The 19,343-nt window shown below is 62.7% G+C and carries 14 protein-coding genes and 1 tRNA gene; 10 read left to right on the top strand and 5 right to left on the bottom strand.

The annotated features are described in order from the left end of the window. Positions 1-517 precede the first annotated feature (517 nt). Positions 518-3,295, top strand: coding sequence for a family 20 glycosylhydrolase (locus tag ACH6CX_RS09705; RefSeq protein WP_396675358.1), 2,778 nt, complete (start codon positions 518-520; stop codon positions 3,293-3,295). A gap of 26 nt (positions 3,296-3,321) precedes the next feature. Here the strand turns inward: ACH6CX_RS09705 and ACH6CX_RS09700 are convergent, their stop codons facing one another. Next, positions 3,322-4,011 (bottom strand): class I SAM-dependent methyltransferase, encoded by a 690-nt coding sequence (locus ACH6CX_RS09700; RefSeq protein ID WP_396675357.1) that lies wholly within the window; start codon positions 4,009-4,011, stop codon positions 3,322-3,324. Between the two features lie 82 nt (positions 4,012-4,093). On the opposite strand from ACH6CX_RS09700, the gene ACH6CX_RS09695 reads away from it, so the two are divergent. The 5 genes from ACH6CX_RS09695 to ACH6CX_RS09675 all read left to right on the top strand — a co-directional run bounded on the left by ACH6CX_RS09695 (position 4,094) and on the right by ACH6CX_RS09675 (position 8,720). Continuing rightward, positions 4,094-5,725 (top strand): GMC family oxidoreductase, encoded by a 1,632-nt coding sequence (locus ACH6CX_RS09695; protein WP_233005893.1) that lies wholly within the window; start codon positions 4,094-4,096, stop codon positions 5,723-5,725. Then, complete coding sequence (locus ACH6CX_RS09690; RefSeq protein WP_237063947.1) at positions 5,722-6,525, top strand: putative RNA methyltransferase; 804 nt, start codon at positions 5,722-5,724, stop codon at positions 6,523-6,525. The genes ACH6CX_RS09695 and ACH6CX_RS09690 overlap by 4 nt, the downstream gene beginning before the upstream one ends. 10 nt (positions 6,526-6,535) lie before the next feature. Continuing rightward, on the top strand, positions 6,536-6,991 hold the full coding sequence (tadA, locus tag ACH6CX_RS09685) for a tRNA adenosine(34) deaminase TadA (RefSeq protein WP_233005891.1): 456 nt from the start codon (positions 6,536-6,538) through the stop codon (positions 6,989-6,991). Position 6,992: 1 nt separating this feature from the next. Then, positions 6,993-7,451, top strand: coding sequence for a potassium channel family protein (locus ACH6CX_RS09680; protein ID WP_233005890.1), 459 nt, complete (start codon positions 6,993-6,995; stop codon positions 7,449-7,451). Positions 7,452-7,526: 75 nt separating this feature from the next. Next, a complete protein-coding gene (locus ACH6CX_RS09675) occupies positions 7,527-8,720 on the top strand; it encodes a multidrug effflux MFS transporter (protein ID WP_233005889.1) in 1,194 nt (397 codons plus the stop codon). 213 nt (positions 8,721-8,933) lie between these two features. Here ACH6CX_RS09675 and ACH6CX_RS09670 read toward each other — a convergent pair whose 3' ends face one another. Continuing rightward, the gene (locus tag ACH6CX_RS09670; RefSeq protein ID WP_396675390.1) at positions 8,934-10,532 is read right to left on the bottom strand and encodes a phytoene desaturase family protein; all 1,599 of its coding nucleotides are present in this window, start codon (positions 10,530-10,532) and stop codon (positions 8,934-8,936) included. 576 nt (positions 10,533-11,108) lie between these two features. Then, positions 11,109-11,195, bottom strand: a tRNA-Leu gene (locus ACH6CX_RS09665). A gap of 151 nt (positions 11,196-11,346) precedes the next feature. Here ACH6CX_RS09665 and queA point away from each other — a divergent pair. From queA to secF, 4 genes are all read left to right on the top strand, one after another. Next, positions 11,347-12,387: a tRNA preQ1(34) S-adenosylmethionine ribosyltransferase-isomerase QueA gene (gene queA / locus ACH6CX_RS09660; RefSeq protein WP_396675356.1), complete on the top strand. Its 1,041-nt coding sequence runs from the start codon at positions 11,347-11,349 to the stop codon at positions 12,385-12,387. Positions 12,388-12,533: 146 nt separating this feature from the next. Continuing rightward, the gene (gene tgt / locus ACH6CX_RS09655; protein ID WP_233006670.1) at positions 12,534-13,676 is read left to right on the top strand and encodes a tRNA guanosine(34) transglycosylase Tgt; all 1,143 of its coding nucleotides are present in this window, start codon (positions 12,534-12,536) and stop codon (positions 13,674-13,676) included. A gap of 240 nt (positions 13,677-13,916) precedes the next feature. After that, on the top strand, positions 13,917-15,785 hold the full coding sequence (gene secD / locus ACH6CX_RS09650; protein WP_233005886.1) for a protein translocase subunit SecD: 1,869 nt from the start codon (positions 13,917-13,919) through the stop codon (positions 15,783-15,785). 14 nt (positions 15,786-15,799) lie between these two features. Continuing rightward, positions 15,800-16,801 carry a protein translocase subunit SecF gene (gene secF / locus ACH6CX_RS09645; RefSeq protein ID WP_233005885.1) on the top strand — a complete coding sequence of 334 codons (1,002 nt, stop codon included), beginning with the start codon at positions 15,800-15,802 and terminating at the stop codon, positions 16,799-16,801. Between the two features lie 99 nt (positions 16,802-16,900). On the opposite strand, the gene ACH6CX_RS09640 is transcribed toward secF, so the two are convergent. Then, positions 16,901-17,104, bottom strand: a complete 204-nt coding sequence (locus tag ACH6CX_RS09640; RefSeq protein WP_233005884.1) for a hypothetical protein — start codon at positions 17,102-17,104, stop codon at positions 16,901-16,903. Positions 17,105-17,291: 187 nt separating this feature from the next. Further along, the gene (locus ACH6CX_RS09635) at positions 17,292-19,220 is read right to left on the bottom strand and encodes a PHB depolymerase family esterase (RefSeq protein ID WP_233005883.1); all 1,929 of its coding nucleotides are present in this window, start codon (positions 19,218-19,220) and stop codon (positions 17,292-17,294) included. Positions 19,221-19,343: the final 123 nt, after the last annotated feature.

The following is a 19,343-nucleotide window of genomic DNA, read 5'->3' as shown; positions in this document are numbered from 1 at the left end:
CCGCTGTCAGGTGCCTGGAGCTACGGAAACGAGTACTGCAGAGTTCCATTGGATTTACCCCGGGGGTGTCTGTTTTCCTGTACGGTTACTGAACAACCGCTGTAATTATTATGGCTCACCCAGAACAACAAGATGTATCTCACAGAGCCGTCAGCAGTTGCAATGGAAAAGCGTGGACCAATGGGGGTTTTCAGTCAGTTTTTTCTGCAGCCCGCGCCACTACTCACCTCTCACATTGTTGACCAGCCTTGCCTGGCGGTGGGGTGCAAAGCGTCAAAGTTTTTTATTGCGCGGCTATGGCGTCCGGACCTTTTTTATAAAAACTTGATCTAGTTATCATTGCCGCCAGACGCTAAATTCATCAAGTTGCTCGCAAATTGATCAATCCTGGGGCCGCTGAATTGAAAGCCCGGCCCTGAGAGGGCCACAGGAAAACAGCAATCAAAGTTAAGCGCTATTGACAGCGCTGTCTTATTCGCTATCTTGGCCGACAAAGACAATAAGCAATGAGAAGCCCATGGCCACAAAACGACCCGCCAGACTCCTGTCCACGCTGTTTACCTGCCTGCTTGCCGCTTCCTGCAGCGATTCCGGCCGGGGCCCGGCCGCGGATTCGGCGGCGGCGCGCATAGCCGGCAATGTCGAGGTGCAGCAGGCGGTGCTGGTTAACTTCCAGGCCATCGATGCCGACCTGCGCGAGCGCTGCAAGCGGGCCGGGGGCAGTGGCGCAACCTGTTCCACCTATCGCATCTCGCTGACCAATAATGGTCCGGCCATTGCGCCCGGCGAGCGGGACTGGACCCTCTACTTCCACAGCGTCCGCCGGGCACTGGCTGTGTTGAATCGCGACGACCTGGCCCTGGAGCACGTGAAGGGAGACCTGCACCGGCTGCGACCGACACACGGGTTCACCGGTCTGGGTGCGGGGGAAACACTGGATATCGACCTGCTGGCGGAGCACTGGCTGCAGGCAGAGTCAGACCTGATGCCGCGTATGTTTGTGGTGGATGGTAAAGGGCAGGCCAGGGTAATCGAGTCCACTGATAGCGATGCGATTGATGCACTGGTGGCACCCATCAACGCCCACCACCAGGACAACTGGAAACGCACCGCCGACGATGCCAATACCCTGGCCAGCGCCGCCAGTCGCTACGAGGAATTTTCCGCCGAGGAGCATGGAGCCGCGGCAGAGTGGCGCCACCGTATTATCCCCCGGGCGCAGGAGACCCGTGTCACCGGTACAGCCGTGGCGATTGATGCGGGCATTACCCTGGATGCAAACGCACTGGCTCCGGCAACCCGCGCCGCGATCGAGGCGCGACTGCAGCAACTGGGACTGGCCGCCGGCGATAGCGGCGCCTACCCGGTAGCAGTGACTGTCGACCCGGACGTGTTTAGTGAGGGTGCCGGGGAAGAGGGCGTAAGTGGTGCAGGGAGTGTCGCGGGCGCATACCGGCTGGAGACCCGTGCGGATGGCGCCGAGATCGTCGGTTTTGACGTGACGGGGGCTTTTTATGGCGTGCAGTCGCTCCTGGCACTGGCAGATCCCCGCAGCGCAACTTTGCCTACTGTGTCAATTGCAGATGGGCCACGGTTCCCGCATCGCGGTATGTTCCTGGATGTGGGGCGCAACTTCCACAGCAAGGCACTGGTGCTGAAACTGCTGGACCAGATGGCCGCGTACAAGCTCAACCGCTTCCACTTCCACCTGTCCGACGACGAGGGCTGGCGGTTGGAAATTCCCGGCCTGCCGGAGCTTACCGAGGTGGGGGCGCGACGCTGCTTCGATCCGGGCGAGACCCGCTGCCTGCTGCCGCAGCTGGGTTCCGGGCCAGGTACTGACAATAATGGCAGCGGCCATTTCACCGTGGACGACTATATCGAGATTGTTCGCTATGCGGCTGCGCGGCATATCGAGGTCATCCCGGAATTTGATATGCCGGCCCACGCCCGTGCGGCTGTCGTGTCGATGGAGGCTCGCTACCAGCGCCTGGCGGATGAGTCGCCTGGGAAGGCCGGCGAGTACCGGCTGGTGGACCCGGAGGACGATACCCGCTACCTGTCAGTACAGTTCTACGATGACAGTTATATCAACCCGTGCATCGATTCCACCTACGCCTTTGTCGGCAAGGTCTTGCGCGAGGTGCAGGCCATGCACGAGCAGGCCGGGCAGCCCCTGCGCAGCTGGCACTTCGGTGGTGATGAGGCGGTCAACATCCTGGCCAGCGATGCCTTTGAGGCGGGCCCCGGGAATGACCCGGGCAAGGGCGATGTACCCGCCGAGTCACGCCGCCAGCCCTGGTCGGGCTCGCCGCGGTGCGAAAAACTGATTGCCAGCGGGGCGGTGGACAGCATCGATGAGCTGGGCGCCTATTACGCACAGCGTGTCAGTGCCCTGGTGGCAGAGGCGGGGATTGAGACTTTTGCGGCGTGGAATGACGGCGTCAAAACCATCGAGGATGCCGGTAGCACCCTGTCCACGGATGATAATTACGCCAATGCCTGGGCACCGTTGTTCTGGGGTGGCGGAGACGAGAGCGTACACCTGGCGGAGGCCGGGTTCGACGTGGTGCAGTCACACTCTGACTTTCTCTATTTTGATATGCCCTACGAGCTGGACCCGGAAGAGAGTGGCTACTACTGGGCGTCGCGGGGCACCGATACACGCAAGACCTTCAGCTACGCACCCCTCAATACCGCACAGCTGGCGGAGATCTCGCTGAACCGCGATGGTGGTTCCTGGTCCGCCACTGCGCCGGCGCCATCCTTCGCCGAGCGGGTGCGCGGTGTGCAGGGACAGCTGTGGAGTGAAGTGGTGCGCACCGATGCGCTGGTGGAGTACATGGTGTTCCCCAGGCTGCTGGCACTGGCAGAACGGGCCTGGCACGGGGCGGAATGGGAGCTGCCCCTGCAGGCCGGGCAAAAGTTCTCCGCCGAATCCTCCCACGTCGATCGCCGGGCGCTGGAAGAGGACTGGCGGGGCTTCGCAACTGTGCTTGGCCATCGCGAGCTACCCAAACTCGACCTGGCTGGTGTGGGTTACCGGGTTCCGGTGCCGGGTGCCGTCGTCAGTGGCGGTGAACTGCGTACCGCGATGCCTTTCCCTGGCCTGCAGCTGGAGTATTTCGATGGCGAGCAGTGGTATCCACTGGCTGCCGGCGAGTCAGTTGACGCCGGGGGCGTCCGGGCTGTGCGCGCACTCAGCGCCGACGGGCGCCGCCAGGGGCGCGCTGCGACCCTGGCAGCTGCCGGGCAACAGGGACAAGACCGGCCACAGGCTGCTGCGGCCGACTGAAGCCCGGCTGGTGGGCCGGGCGGCGGTCACTCGCTGCGACTGCCCACCAGTATCAATGATGCGGGCTGGCCGGTCTCGGGATGCAGCGGTTCGCGCAGCGCCACCCGGTCCAGCCCATTGCGCTGGAATAACTCGACCCAACTTGTGATTGTGCGAAAGTACCAGGGCGCAGGATCAGAAAACCCTGCGCCAAACCCCTTCCAGGACCCGCTGCGCCAGCCATCCCGGTAGGGTTCCCCACCAGTAGTAACAGTCGGGTGCAGGGTCTGCACCACCAGCCGGCCGCGCTGCTTCAGCAGGCCGGGAGCGCTGGCAAACACCTGTTCCACCGACTCCCTGCCCAGCAGGGAGAAGTTACAGGCCAGGGCGTCGAATCGACGTCCCTGGTAGCCGGGCTCCAGCCCTTCGTAGGAGACCTGCCGGTAATTTTCCAGCGGCCCCGCCTGGCGGCGGGCCGCCTCCACCAGTTCCGCGGTGGCATCGATCCCCCAAACCCTTATCCCGTGCGCGGCCAGCGCCCGCCCCAGCCAGCCCTCGCCACAGCCAACGTCGAGCACTGTCCCGGGTTTGCCCTCGAGCAGGGCGGCTACAATTTCTGCATCGGTGACCAGCCTGCGGCTGGCAATCTCACCGGCACCGACAGCCCGGGTCCAGGGCGAGGCGTTGACCTCCCAGCTCTGCAGGATCTTTTTATCGCTGAATTCGGAATCGGTCATGGCAAGCTTTCCATTCGCCTTGGAGAAGGAGCGCGCCAAGTGTACCTTGAAGGTAAAACAGAGAATAAGAGAGAAACAGTAAATGCCCCGCCAGATGATTTTCGATTATGTCATTGTGGGTGCCGGTTCCGCCGGCTGTGTGCTCGCCAACCGCCTCAGTGCCCAGGAACAGAACCGGGTCTGCCTGCTGGAGGCGGGCCGTCGCGATCGTAGCCTGATGATCAGTATTCCCGCCGGCATCAGCTACCTGGTACCGGGCCAGCGTTATAACCTGCACCATCATACGGAGCCCCAGGAACACCTGAACGAACGGCGCCTCCTGTGGCCCCGTGGACGTACCCTGGGCGGTAGCAGTGCCATTAATGCCATGATCTACATACGCGGCAATGGCGCGGATTACGATGCCTGGGAGGCGGCGGGCAACCCCGGCTGGGGGTGGCGCGATATGCTGCCTTATTTCCTGATGGCCGAGGGCAACGAGCGTGGCAGCGATGCACACCACAGCGGCTACGGCCCCCTGGCGGTGTCGGATCTCAAGTGGAAGACCGAGTCCGGTCGTGCTTTCGTGCGCGCGGCGCAGAAAGCCGGGCACCGGCTGAACAGCGATTTCAATGGCTCACAGCAAAATGGGGTGGGGTTCTACCAGGTGACCCAGCGTCGCGGCCGGCGCTGCTCGGCAGCCGCTGCCTACCTGCACCCGGTGATCAACCGCCCCAATCTCAATGTCCATACGGGAGCCCAGGTGGCGCGGCTGCTGTTTCACGGCGACCGGGTCACCGGTGTGGAGCTGCTCGATGGCCGGCGCATCATTGCCAACCGCGAGGTAATCCTGAGTGCCGGGGCCATCCAGTCGCCGCAGATATTACAGCTGTCCGGTATCGGGGATGTGGCCGAGAGCAAACGGCTGGGTATCACACCGCAGGCGCACCTGCCCGGCGTGGGTCGCAACCTCCAGGATCACCTGGACATCACCCAGGTGGTGGAAGCCAATGCGCCGGTGACTTTTTCCAATTCGTTCTGGCCGATAGTGAAAAACGCACTGCGCCTGCCGGAACTGTTACTGCTCAACCGGGGCCCGCTCAGCAGCAATGTTGCCGAGGCGGGCGGTTTCGCCAGTTCCAGCCATGCCGGCGGGCAGCCGGATATCCAGTTCCATTTTTGTGCTGCGCCCCTGTTCCAGCACGGGCTGAAGAAGCCCGGTGGTTATGGGTACTCGCTGCACGCGTGCGGCCTGCGCCCGGCAAGCCGCGGCACAATTTCACTGGTTTCCCGCGACCCGGCGGCGCTGCCGCGTATCCAGCCGAATTACCTGAGTGAGCGCGAGGACCTCGATGTGCTGGTGGAGGGATTCGAAATGGTGCGCGATATTCTCTCCCAGGCGGACCTGCAACGTTACCAGAAACGCTGGTGGAGCCCGGAGGGCGCGCTGGCGACGCGGCGCAAGATCGAGGCATTTATTAGAGAAAACGCGGAAAGTATTTATCACCCCGCCGGCACCTGTAAAATGGGCAGCGATGATATGGCCGTGGTGGACAATGAGCTGCGGGTACGCGGTGTCGGCGGCCTGCGAGTGGTGGATGCATCGGTGATGCCCACGCTGGTGAGCGGCAACACCAATGCGCCGGTCATTGCAATTGCAGAGAAAGCCGCCGATATGATCCTGCAGCGGGAGCCCGCGCAGGCGTACCCAAGTGAGGAAAAAGAGACAGGATGATCTGGTTGTGCCCGGTTTGCCAGTCGGCTATTGAGAACACCCGAGACAGCTGGTGCTGCGCAAACGGCCACAGCTTTGATCGCGCCCGCGAAGGCTACGTGAACCTGCTGCCGGCAAATCGCAAGCGCAGCCGGGAACCGGGCGACTCCGCGGACATGCTGCGGGCGCGTCGCCGCTTCCTGGAGGCGGGCCACTACCGTCCACTGGTTGATGCCATCGCTGCGCTGCTGCCGTATCGCAGTGGGCGCCAGCTGTTGGACATTGGCTCCGGCGAGGGGTTTTACACCCGCCAGCTGCTCCGGGCCGGCTGGCCCGCCGGGGCGCTCGGGGGGCTCGATATCTCCAAGGCGGGTGCACGTATGGCCGCCAAAGCCCAACCGGATATCCAGTATGTGGTGGCCGGCAGCTATGCAATCCCGGTGCAGACCGATAGTGTGGACCAGCTGTTACGGGTGTTTGCCCCGGCGGCGGACAGCGAGCTGAAACGGATTGTGAATCCCGGCGGCACGCTACTCGATGTGGCGCCGGGACCGGTGCATCTCTGGTCGTTGAAGCGCGCGCTGTATGAAGAGCCGCGGGAGCATGCGCCACCGAAACCGGTTGAGGGGTTTGCGCCGGAAGTGGAAATGCGCTGCAGCTTCCGCTTTGTACTGGATGGGACTGCAGCCGTGGCCGACTTCCTCGCCATGACGCCGTTTGCCTGGAAAGGTGACAGCAGCGCCCGCGAGGCACTGGAGCAGCAAGAACGACTGGAGCTGGAAGGCGACTTCGTCCTGCGCCGCCTGGTTGCCAAACCCTGATCGAGAGACAATGGCGACACCGAAAGACTACACATTTATGCAGCACGCCCTGGAGCTCGCCCGCATTGCCGCGGAGCGCGGCGAGGTGCCGGTGGGCGCGCTACTTGTCCGGGATGGGCAGATCATCGGTGAGGGCAGCAACCGCCCCATCGGTAACTGTGACCCCAGCGCCCACGCGGAAATTGTCGCCCTGCGCCGGGCGGCGGAAAAAGAGCAGAACTACCGGCTGCCGAAAACCACCCTGTACGTCACCATCGAGCCCTGCACCATGTGTTTCGGGGCCATGATGCACGCCCGGGTTGCGCGGCTGGTGTATGGCGCCAGTGAGCCCCGTGCGGGTGTGGTGGAGAGCCAGCTGCAACTCGGTGAGGCGGGTTTCTTCAACCATCGCATCGCGGTCGAGGGCGGCGTGATGGCAGAGGAGGCCGCACAGCTGGTGCGGGAATTTTTCCGGGGCAGGCGCTGACATGCTGTACGCCATGTTTATCAATAGTGCCCTGGTGGCAACGGTGGTGGTGATTCACCACGAGGCGCTGAACGGGCTCTTCCGCCTGGGCCAGAGAATCACCGTGCACCGCAACCTGGCCCTGCTGATCGGGGTGTTCGGCGCCCTGATCGCCCATGTGATTGAGATGTGGCTGTTTGCACTGGGATACTACTACATGGTGCATTCAGACCGCTTTGAGATGCTGGAGGGCAATTTCGACGGTTCCCTGCTCGATTGTGCCTACTTTTCCTTCACCACCTACACATCCCTGGGGTTCGGCGATATCGAACCCCACGGCTACGTGCGCTTTACCGCCGGCCTGGAGGCACTGACCGGCCTGGTGATGATTACCTGGACCGCATCCTTCATGTTCCTGAAGATGCAGAAGTACTGGGTCCACCAGGATGACAATTCTCCGGCTGGTCACAAGCGGGGCTAGATGCCGTAACATCGTCAACCGAGTTCCCTCCCGCTGCCGGTGCAGTCCGCAGTCCCGTTGAGCCAAAGAGAGTTTATGAAACCCGGATTTATCAAGATGGCCCTGATCCTGGGCCTGCTCAGCTGTGTCGGTCCGTTTGCGATTGATATGTACCTGCCCGCGCTGCCGCAGATCGCGGCCAGTCTCGATGCGCCGGTGGAAGCGGTGCAGTACACACTGATGTCCTTCTTTGTGGCCTTCGGTGTCTGCCAGCTTTTCTACGGACCGGCGTCGGACATGTTCGGGCGCAAGCCGCCGCTGTATTTTGGCCTGGGGTTGTTCCTGCTGGCCTCCCTGGGGTGCGCCTTCGCGCCCACGATCGACTGGCTGATCGCGCTGCGTTTCCTGCAGGGTGTGGGTGCGGCGGCGGTGATGTCGATCCCGCGGGCGATTATCCGTGACCAGTACACCGGCAACGAGGGCACCCGCCTGATGACCACGGTGATGCTGGTGATCTCCATCTCGCCGATGCTGGCGCCACTGGCGGGTAGTGCGGTAATCGGGTGGCTCGGGTGGCCATCGGTCTTTATTGCCGTAGCCCTGGCCGCGGTGGTGAGCCTGCTGCTGACACGCTGGAGCCTGGAGGAGACCCTGGCACCGGAGAGCCGGGTGCCATTCCGGTTGTCGTCGATGCTGGAAGCCTTTGGCGTGCTGTTCCGTGACCGGACTTATATGGGCCTGACACTGATCGGTGGGCTGGGGATGTCGAGCTTCTTTATCTTTATCTCCACCTCGTCATTCCTGTATACGGAGTTCTACGGATTGACGCCGACCCAGTTCAGCCTGGCCTTTGCCCTGAATGCCCTGGGCTTCTTCACTTCCAGCCAGTTCGCTGCCACCCTTGGCGAGCGCTATGGGCCCCAGCCGGTCGTCAGGGTTGCCGTGGCCGGTTTTGCGGTGGCATCCCTGGTAATGGTCAGCCTCGTTAGTGCCGGGTTCGACAGCTTTGTATTGCTGGTGACCCTGCTGCTGACCGGCAACACCTTCCTGGGCCTCGTGGTACCCACGTCCATGGTGCTGGCCCTGGATGACCACGGCCCCATTGCCGGCACTGCGGCAGCCCTGGGCGGTGCCCTGCAGATGTTGCTGGGTGCGGTGGCGATCGTGCTGGTCAGCCTGGTTTTTGATGGCACACCGGTGGTGCTCGCGGCGAGTATTGCCATATGTTCTGTGCTGGCGGTTATCCTGTCAGTAACAACCCTCCGCCGGGCAGTACCACAAATGGCCTGAACCTGACTTGATCGCGGAAGGTGGAACCTGGGGTAGCTCGTAATTGCAGCTCTCGACAAGCCGAAAGCCGCAATGGAAAAGCTTTGACAAATTGGTGGCAGAGTCAAGTGTTCCTGTGTGTGGCATTGAAGCCCCCGGCAGGCACTGCAATTGGTTGTACCGGAGACCGGGTGAATGACTGCCGGAGCCCCCTTTTGTGATGGATTTTGCCAATCAATCCTTCAATATTTCACGGGCCGCATTATGTCCCGGAACCCCGGTTACGCCGCCGCCCGGGTGAGTACCGGAACCGCACAGATAGAGTCCCTTGATCGGGGTGCGGTAGTCGCTGAACCCCATAAACGGGCGATTGCACCAGAGCTGGTCGAGGCCCAGTGCACCGTGGAATATGTCACCGCCCACCAGCCCGAACTTGCGCTCCAGGTCCAGTGGTGAGTGGATCTGCCGGGCTATGATTGCATCGCGGAAGTTGGGGGCATACTCAGTCACCGTGTCGATGATGGTGTCCGCGGCCTGCTCGCGATAGTCGTCCCAGTCCTTGCCGCCCGGCAGCTCCGGTGCGAATTGCTGGCAGAACAGGCTGGCTACGTGCTGCCCTGCAGGCGCCAGGGTGTCGTCGACAGTGGAGGGGATCAACATTTCCACGATGGGCTTTTTCGACCAGCCGAACTGTTTCGCATCCAGGTAGGCCTGTTCCAGGTGCTGCATGGAGGGGCCGATCACGATACCTGCCTGATGGTGTTGCTGCAGTTGGGTCCCCGGACGACAGGTGAAGTCCGGCAGCTCTGATAGGGCGACATTCATGCGGAAAGTGCCCGAGCCCACCTTGAACCCCCGCACCCGGCGGCGGAATTCCGGCTCCAGGTGCTGCTGGTCGAGAAGCTTGCCGAACAACAGTTTCGGGCCCACGTTGGAAACCACTTTGTTTGCATGCAGCACCTCACCGTCGGCGAGTCTGACGCCTTTTGCCTGTCCCCCATCGATAATCACTTCCTCGACTCCGGCTCCGGTAACCACCTCGACGCCGAGGCGCTCTGCCTCTTTCAGCATGGCCTGGGTAATGGCCCCCATGCCGCCGATGGCATGGCCCCACGCGCCCTTTTCGCCATTCACTTCACCGAATACGTGGTGGAGCAATACGTAGGCCGAGCCCGGTGTGCTGGGCGCGGCGTAGTTGCCGACAATAGAGTCAAAGGCGAATGCCGCTTTGACATGGTCGTTTTCGAACCAGGCGTCCAGTACGTCGGTGGCGCTCTTGGTGAACAGGTCGAGGGCATCGCGGCGCTGGGCCATGCTGAGCTTCCTGGCACGCATGCCGAAGCTGCCGGCGCGGATCAGGTCAGCCAGTCCGCCGCCGACGTTGGGCGGTGTCCGCAGCAGTTCTTCCCTCAGCACATCGGCGACCGTTTCCAACATCTCGTAGAAAGCGGGTAGGGCATCGGCATCCCTCTGGGAGAAGCGTGCGATCTCCGCCTGTGTTTCCGCGGGGGTCTTGTAAAACGACAGGCTGTCATTGCCTGAAAGGGGAAAGAAGTTGGACTGGGGACGCAGCTTTACCTGCAGCCCGTGTTCGTGCAGGTTCAGGTCCCGGATGATCTTCGGGTTCAGCAGGCTGACCGTGTAGCTGGCCACGGAGTTGCGAAAACCGGGGTGGAATTCTTCGGTGACCGCGGCGCCGCCGACGATGTCGCGGCGCTCCAGTATCGTGACTTGTTTTCCTGCTCTGGCCAGGTAGCAGGCGCACACCAGACCGTTGTGCCCGCCGCCGACAATCAGTATGTCTGTCATTGTTATTCTCTTTACTGCATGGATGTAACGAGGTTATGCCAAAGTTGGCGCAAAAGGGAAGGGGCACCCGGTGGAGGAGGTGGACTGGAGAGTTGACTGCATTGGCATGGCGGGTGTACCCCTGCGCGCACCGCATTGGGGTGTCCCAGCCGCTGGAGTGGTTGGTCGAACCGGAGGGCGGTTCTCGCCGATATTCAGTGGGACTAGAGCCACGGTTTGTCGTCGGGCGAGGATCCTGAAGACCCTCGGCCGGACTAACCAGAAAAGCTGTGGCTTTCTGGCCCTGCGGGCTTCGCAACCTGCGGTTGCTCGTTATTGATTGCGCCCCCAGGGTGGCAGGCGATAGGCGCAACCGGTCGAACCGGGGGGCTGCTCTCTCCGGCCCCTGGTACTATAGGAGAAGAGTTCGCGGGGGCAGAGGATTCAGTTTTCTTCAGCCGGCCGGAGTGATCGCATCGGCGTTGCCGATGCGCCCCTGCGGGCTTCGCTGTCGCTCGTCGTTGATTGCGCCATGGGGCGCAATCGATCGAACCGAGTGCCGGTTCTCGCCGACGCTCCGATTCCAAACAAAAAAGGCCCGCTTATGCGGGCCTTTCTGTTTGGTACCAGAGGCCGGACTCGAACCGGCACGGGTTTTACCCCAACGGATTTTGAATCCGTCGTGTCTACCAATTTCACCACTCTGGCAGCGGTTCGGGGCGTGTTGTGCCCGCTTTGCGGGGTGCCCCGGATAGGGGTGTTGATTATAGCGATGGCCGGTTGGGGGTCAACCGGATTTGGCGGTGGCGGGGGATTCCGGTACTCTTCGCGCCACTTCCCAACCACCTAAACTGAAACCATGCGTCGCCAGGATTTTCATTTCGATCTGCCCGATGAGCTGATTGCCCGCGCCCCTGCAGAGGAGCGGCGGGGTAGCCGCCTGTTGTGCCTGGACGGGCCCTCCGGTGCGGTGAGCCACCGCCGCTTTGCCGAGCTGCCCCAGCTGGTGAGGCCGGGGGACCTGTTGGTATTCAATGATACCCGGGTGATTCCCGCGCGCCTCTATGCGCGCAAGGAGACCGGTGGCCGGTTGGAGATCCTGGTGGAGCGGGTGCTCGACGAGTACCGGGTGCTGGCGCATGTCCGTTCCAGTAAGTCGCCCAAGCCCGGCAGCCGCCTGCTGCTGGAGGACGATACGCCGCTGGAGATGGTGGCGCGCCACGAGGCGCTGTTCGAGCTGGCGTTCCCCGGTGAGGGTGTACTGCCGGTGCTGGAGCGGCTGGGGCATATGCCGCTGCCACCCTATATCGACCGTCCCGACGAGGCGTCCGACCGCGAGCGTTATCAGACAGTCTACAGCCGCGAGCCGGGTGCCGTGGCGGCCCCCACCGCCGGGTTGCACTTTGACGATGACATGCTGGATACGCTGCGGGATATGGGCGTGGAGACTGCCTTTGTGACCCTGCATGTGGGGGCGGGGACCTTCCAGCCCGTACGGGTGGACGATATACACGACCACCAGATGCACAGCGAGGTGCTCAATGTACCCGAGTCTGTCTGTCGGGCAGTGGCCGACTGCCGTGCCCGTGGCGGCCGGGTGATTGCCGTGGGCACCACCAGCGTGCGCGCGCTCGAGAGCGCGGCAGGTTCAGGGGAGCTTCGCCCGACGGTAGGTGAGACCTCGATCTTCATTTATCCGGGCTACCGCTTCCGGGTGGTGGACCGGCTGATCACCAACTTCCACCTGCCGGAGTCGACGCTGATGATGCTGGTGAGCGCCTTTGCCGGTTACGAGCAGACCATGAACGCCTACCGGGAGGCGGTGCGGGAGCGCTATCGTTTCTTTAGTTATGGCGATGCCATGCTGATCGAGCGTAATCCCGACGTTAACCCCTGGTAGGGGTGGACCTGCTGTCTGCCTTGCCACGGGGCCTCTTTGCCGGGCGAACACAAGGTTCGCCCCTACGTTACGAGCGGGTTATGTCCTGGGCGGATATTGTCGCCGCCCGGCAGAACCCCGTTTCAGAGAAAATCCAGGAGCTTCCGTTGAGCCGCCAGTGCTTTATGCAGTTTGAATTGGATACCACCGATGGCCACGCGCGCCGGGGCCGCTTGCGCTTCCCGCGCGGGGTGGTGGAGACCCCGGCCTTTATGCCGGTGGGTACCTACGGCACCGTGAAAGGTATGTTGCCGCGGGATGTGGAGGCCATCGGGGCCCATATCATTCTCGGCAATACCTTCCACCTGATGCTGCGACCCGGTACCCAGGTGATCGAGGAGCATGGCGACCTGCACGACTTCATGCAGTGGCAGGGCCCCATCCTGACCGATTCCGGCGGCTTCCAGGTGTTCAGCCTGGGCAAGATGCGCAAGATCACCGAAGAGGGCGTGTCCTTCAAATCGCCGGTGGACGGCAGCCCGGTATTTATGGACCCTGAGGAGTCCATGCGTGTGCAGAAGGCGCTGGGGTCCGATATCGTCATGATCTTCGACGAATGCACCCCGTACCCGGCGACACCGGATGAGGCGCGCAAGTCCATGGAGCTCTCCCTGCGCTGGGCCGAGCGCTCTAAGCAGGCACACGGCGACAGCCCGTCGGCGCTGTTCGGCATTGTGCAGGGGGGCATGTACCCGGAGCTGCGGGATGTGTCCCTGCGTGGCCTGACGGAGATCGGCTTTGATGGTTATGCCATCGGCGGCCTGTCGGTGGGGGAGCCCAAGGAGGAGATGATCAAGGTGCTGGACCACCTGGCCCACAAGATGCCCGCCGACCGGCCGCGCTACCTGATGGGCGTGGGTAAACCGGAGGATATCGTCGAAGCGGTGCGCCGGGGCGTGGATATGTTCGACTGTGTCATGCCCACCCGCAATGCGCGCAATGGCCACCTGTTCACCTTCGAGGGGGTGGTCAAGATCCGCAATGCCAAACACCGCCATGATACAGGCCCGCTGGATCCCGATTGTGACTGCTATACCTGCCAGAATTTCTCCCGCGGCTACCTGCACCACCTGGACCGCTGCGGTGAGATCCTGGGCTCGCAGCTCAATACCATCCACAACCTGCGCCACTACCAGCGCCTGATGCAATACCTGCGCGACGCCATTGCCGCCGGGGCGCTGGAGGACTATGTGGCCAAATTTTATGCAGGGCTGGGGCGGGAGGTGCCACCGCTGGCCGCCCAATCCTGAGCCTTGCACCTATAGGGGCGGATCTTGTATCCGCCCGTCCCTGCAGATCCCCCTTCCGGCCGGGCAAGAGGTTTGACCCCGTCGGGTCCCGGCTGATTTGTACCCTCAGGCGATCCCCGTATAATCAGCCCCCGATTCGGTTGTGACGCCCGCCTTGCAATTCCCGGCATGTGCCCGCATATCTGCCGAAATCGCCAGCTTTACCGGCCCACAAGGCCGCATTACAACAACGAGAGCAGCATGAATCGCTACCCCATCTGGAAGTACCTCCTGATTCTCATCGTCGTGGCGCTCGGCTTCCTGTACGCCGCGCCCAACCTCTATAAACCGGATCCGGCGGTGCAGATCTCCGGCCAGTCGAGCGCCATGGAGATAGGCGAGGGCGTCCTGGAAAGGGCGCAGAAAGCCCTGGATGAGGCCGGTATCGAGCACTTCGGTGGCGAAGTGGGGGACAAGGCGGTGCTGCTGCGGCTCGATTCCGTCGAAGACCAGCTGCCCGCCAAGCGTGTCATCCAGGAGTCCCTGGGGCACAGCGACTTCGTGGTGGCCCTGAACCTGGCCTCCACCACCCCGGACTGGCTGAGCGACCTGGGTGCCAGCCCGATGAAACTGGGCCTGGACCTTGCCGGTGGTGTGCACTTCCTGATGGAAGTGGATACCAACACCATCGTGCGCACCAACATGGAAGGTTATGAGCAGGATGTGAAGGCCAAGCTGCGGGCCGCTGACGCCCGCTATCGTGGTGTTGACCTGGTGGATGAACGTGAGATCGTGGCCCGCTTCCGCACCGAGGAGCTGCGTGACAAGGCGGTTTCCACCATGCGCAAGGAATTCCCGCAGCTGCAGCTGACCGAGGCCGGCAGCGGCGACAACCTGGAGGTGCGGGCGACCCTGGGGGACCAGGAGATCAAGCAGCTGGAAGATTACGCCGTCAGCCAGAACCTCACCACCCTCCGTAACCGGGTGAACGAGCTGGGTGTGGCGGAACCGATCGTGCAGCGCCAGGGGCGCAACCGCATCGTGGTGGAGCTGCCGGGCGTGCAGGACACTGCCGAGGCCAAGCGCATCATCGGCAAGACCGCCAACCTGGAATACCGCATGGAGGCCCGGCCCGACACCCTGGTCACCAATAAGGAATACTTCGAGTACCGCAGCGAGCAACAGCGGCAGGCCTACGGTGGTGCCTGGCTGGAGCGCAAGGTGATCATCAAGGGTGACCGCGTCACCGATGCCCGCGTGGGCTATGACGAGAGCGGCTTCCCGCAGGTGAACATCACCCTGGATGCCCGCGGTGGTGAACTGATGCACCGTGCCACCTGGAAGAACGTGGGTCGCCGCATGGGCACCCTGTTTATCGAGAGCCGCTTCACCCCCGAGACGGTGGTGGATGCAGAGGGCAACGAGACCGTGGTGCAGAAGCGCACCGACGTGAAGAAGATCATCAGCCTTGCCACGGTACAGAGTGCCCTGGGCCGGCAGTTCCGCATCACCGGCCTGGACAGCCCGGCCGAGGCCCAGGAGCTGGCGCTGTTGCTGCGTGCCGGTGCCCTGGCGGCACCCATGTATTTCGTCGAGGAGCGGGTAATCGGCCCGTCCCTGGGTGCCGACAACATCAAGGTGGGTGTGAAATCGGTGCAGATCGGCCTGATCGGCGTGCTGATCTTTATGCTGATTTTCTACCGGGTCTTCGGCCTGGCGGCGAATATCGCCCTGGCAGTTAACCTGGTACTGCTGGTGGCGGTGATGTCGATCCTCGGCGCCACCCTGACGCTGCCCGGTATCGCCGGTATCGTGCTGACCGTGGGTATGGCGGTGGACGCCAACGTGCTGATCTTCTCGCGAATAAGGGAGGAGTTACGCAATGGCATGCCACCACAGACCGCAATCAGCGCCGGCTTCGACAACGCCTACAGCACCATCGTGGATGCCAATATCACCACCCTGATCGTGGCGGTGATCCTGTACGCCATTGGTTCCGGCCCGGTACAGGGCTTCGCGGTCACCCTGTCCATCGGCATCCTGACTTCCATGTTCAGCGCCATCATGGGCACCCGCGCACTCATTAACCTGTTTTACGGCGGTCGCCGTGTACAGAAGCTGTGGATCTAGGAGACGAGGCGACCATGAGCGAGACAAAAGTAAAAGAAGGCAAGATTACCGAGTATATGGGCAAGCGCGTGTTTGAATTCATGCGCTGGCGCAAGCTGGCCGCGGCGCTGTCGATCGTGGCAATAGTCGCCTCCATTGCCGCCCTGGCGATGAACGGCCTCAAGTTTGGCCTGGACTTCACCGGTGGTACCCAGGTGGAGGTTGGTTACGAGATTGCCCCGCAGATCGAGGATGTGCGCGGCCAGCTGGCCGATGCCGGCTATGAAGGCGCCACGGTGGTCCGTTTCGGCTCCGACAACGAGCTGCTGATCAAGCTGCCGCCGGAAGTGACCGAAAAGCAGGTGCAGACCAGTGCCCGTGACGAGGAGGCCACCCAGTCCATTGGCGACAAGGTGGTAACCGTATTGCGCCAGAATACCGAGGGTGATGTTGACCTGCGCCGCGTGGAAGTGGTGGGGCCGCAGATCGGTGAAGAGCTTCGTGACGACGGCGGCCTGGGTATGCTGTTCGCACTGGCGGTGGTGATGGGCTATGTAGCCCTGCGCTTCCAGTACAAGTTCTCGATCGGTGCCGTGGCAGCCCTGATCCATGACGTGGTGTTGGTGCTGGGCTTCTTCGCGCTGTTGCAGCTCGATTTCGACCTGACGGTGCTGGCTGCGGTGCTGGCGGTGATCGGTTACTCGCTGAACGACACCATCGTGGTGGCAGACCGGATCCGCGAGAACTTCCGCAAGGTGCGCAAGGCCGATTCCGAGGAGATTATCAACATCTCCCTGAGCCAGACCCTGGGCCGTACCTTGATGACATCATTGACGACCCTGCTGGTGCTGTTTGCCCTGCAGTTCTTCGGTGGTGAGCTGATCCACAACTTCTCCCTGGCGCTGGTGGTCGGGGTGCTGGTGGGTACCTACTCGTCCATCTACGTGTCGGCGAATATCCTGATGGCGCTGGGTATCACCAAGGAAGACATGATGCCGCCGGTGAAGGAGGGGGCTGAGCTGGAGGAAATGCCCTGAGGCACCAGGTCCTGTAGCGGGGCGGCCGGCGGCCGCCCGTGCAAGCTTCTCAACAGGATCTGCAATGGATCCCTGTGTGGGGATCCTGGCGGGATGGAATCAGGCGCGGGGCTTCTTGTTGCCCAGGGTAATGTGCTTGGGGCCGGAGGTGTTGGTCTGCCCGCTTACCCCCTTGGGGACCTGCTGGATTTCTCCGCCGGAAGCGAGAAAGGCCTGTACCTGTGCTTCGATACTCTCGCTGGTTTCAAGGGCGTTTGGCTGCTTGCGCTTGGCAGCAGAAGTCGATTTCTTGGCCACAATCATTATCCGGTTTCTGCGTGAGCGGGCTATTCTACAGCAGTTTGCACAAAAAATCACCTTTTCGCCAAATGCCACTCCGTTGCGCGCAGATCGCAGCATTTCCTGCCCCGATGTTTTCCATTGGCAACATAAAAAAGCCCGGCTGAATACCGGGCTTTTGAGCGGGGCTTTTTCTGGCTTGTGGGTCAGGTCAGCCGCCGGGGCAGCCACCCACTGACCAGCTGGTGCCATCACTACTGGACAGGGTATTCAGGCCCCAGGTGGAGCCGGGCATCGGCTCGTCGGTGCCATTGGCGTAGTAGTCCGGGGAGAAGTAATTCCCGCTGCTGTACGCGCGGCCCGCAGTCTTGTGGTAGTAGTTATAGGTGCTTTCCTCCACGCAGGCAGAAGGGTCCGGCCCGTCGCCGCTATCGTCCCCACCGCCACCACCAGTCTCGCTGCCGGAGCAGGCCACCTGCGGGCCGACACAGCTGGCGTCGTCGTCCCGCCACTGGCATTGCCCGCCGCTTGCCGGATACTCGTCGAGCCGGAAGGGGGCCGTGCTGTATTCCAGGTAGCAGGTGGAGTAGCCGGTGTAGTCGAGGCGCCCGGCGGCGATATGGGCATCCAGGTCCGCGGTAACACCGACATCCACGGTAAAGCTGACTGTCGCGCTGCTGCTCTGGCCGGCGAGATCGGTGGCGGTCACAGTAGCGCTGCCATCCCCTCCAGGCAGGTCACAGCGCTCGGCACTGAAGCTGGTGCCGGTGATGGCGGCCGGGCTGTCGCCGGTGGAGTAAGCCACCACCACGGTGTCCAGGTCCAGGTTGTCATCCACCACCTGTCCCGAGACAGTGACGCACTGGCCGGCGACTTCCGCCGCCAGTCCGCTCAGTACGGGCGGGGCGGACGGGGGCTCGGGGCCAACGCGCACGGTTTCCTCATAGGGTTCACTGCCAGCGCCGCTGTCGTCGGTGGCGGTAACGGAGACCAGGTAAAGGCCGTCCGTCAGCGCGGCGCTGGCCAGGCTAAAAAAACCGTTGCTATCGACCCCGCCACTGGTACTGCTGGTGGTGGAGTCCGTGGAGAAGGAGGCAGTGACTTCGCTTACCATGCCGTCGGTGTCACTGGCGTTGCCGCTGACCAGGACCTGGTCGCCACTGGTGGAGATATCCACCTCGCTGACCACCGGCGGCTGGTTGCGGTCGGCCCGCTGGTTGTTATCGAGAAAGAACTGGCCCAGGTAGCGGGCATAATTGATACCGGCACCACTGATGTAACTGCCACTGGCGCCCTCGCCACCGGACCAGGAGTGATCCACCCCGTCCAGCCACAGCATGGAGACGCGCCCGTCCTGCCACAGGGTCTCGTCTGCGGTGCGGCTACCTTCGGTCACGGAATTGGTGCCCGGCAGCTGGGCCACGCCGTAGACGCCGGCCATGCCGCTGGCGTTCTGCTCGTTGTAGCAGGCGTTGACAGTGGTGTCCTCGGTACCGTGGGCAACGGAGGCCACCTGGGTTTCGAAGTGGCTGGCATAGCTGCCGGCATAGGTGCGGCAGCGGCTGGTCACGTCGGCGGATTCGCAGGGACCCAGCGCGCCATTGGAGCTGGTGCCGATACTGGGACCGGCGCTGACGCCGACGCCGGCAAACACATCCGGCGCCAGGCAGGCGGTGGTATTGGCAAAGCTGGCGCCGGAGGAGAGGCCGGCGATATAGACCTGGTCGGGGTCGATGTCCCGGCCGGTGTCGCCAGACAGGGTGTTGGCGAGCTGGATCAGGTTGCTGTAGTCACCGGCGCCGCGGGATTTCGTACCTTCCCAGTAGGACCAGCAGCTGTAGCCCGCCTTGTTCATGGCATCCGGCACCGCTACAACCATGCCGAACTCCTCGGCCGCTTCCTCGAGGTTGGCGGTCAGGTAATTGTCGATCGGCTGTACGCAGCCGTGCAACACGATCAGCAGCGCCTTGCCATCACCGATGCTGGAGCGGCTGTCCGGGGTATAGATATGGACATTGTTGAAACCACCGACAGCTGCATCTTCCTGCCAGCTGCCGGCTGACGCGGCTGCCGGTGCGCAGAGCGCAGCGGCGAGCGCCAGCGCGCGGCCTGTGCCGCGCCGGGGATTGGGGGTCATCATCGCATTCACCGTTATTGTTGGAGTTGTGCACCGGCCAGACTAGGTCGGTCCAGTCGCGGGGGGAATGGGACTTTGGTTGTAGGCCGGAGGGGCGCCGGGGCGGAAGGCTGCGGCCGCGGGAAG

The sequence above is a fragment of the Microbulbifer sp. JSM ZJ756 genome, from assembly GCF_044383805.1.
Taxonomy (GTDB): Bacteria; Pseudomonadota; Gammaproteobacteria; order Pseudomonadales; family Cellvibrionaceae; genus Microbulbifer; species Microbulbifer zhoushanensis.
This window is presented reverse-complemented; position numbering and strand designations above follow the sequence as displayed.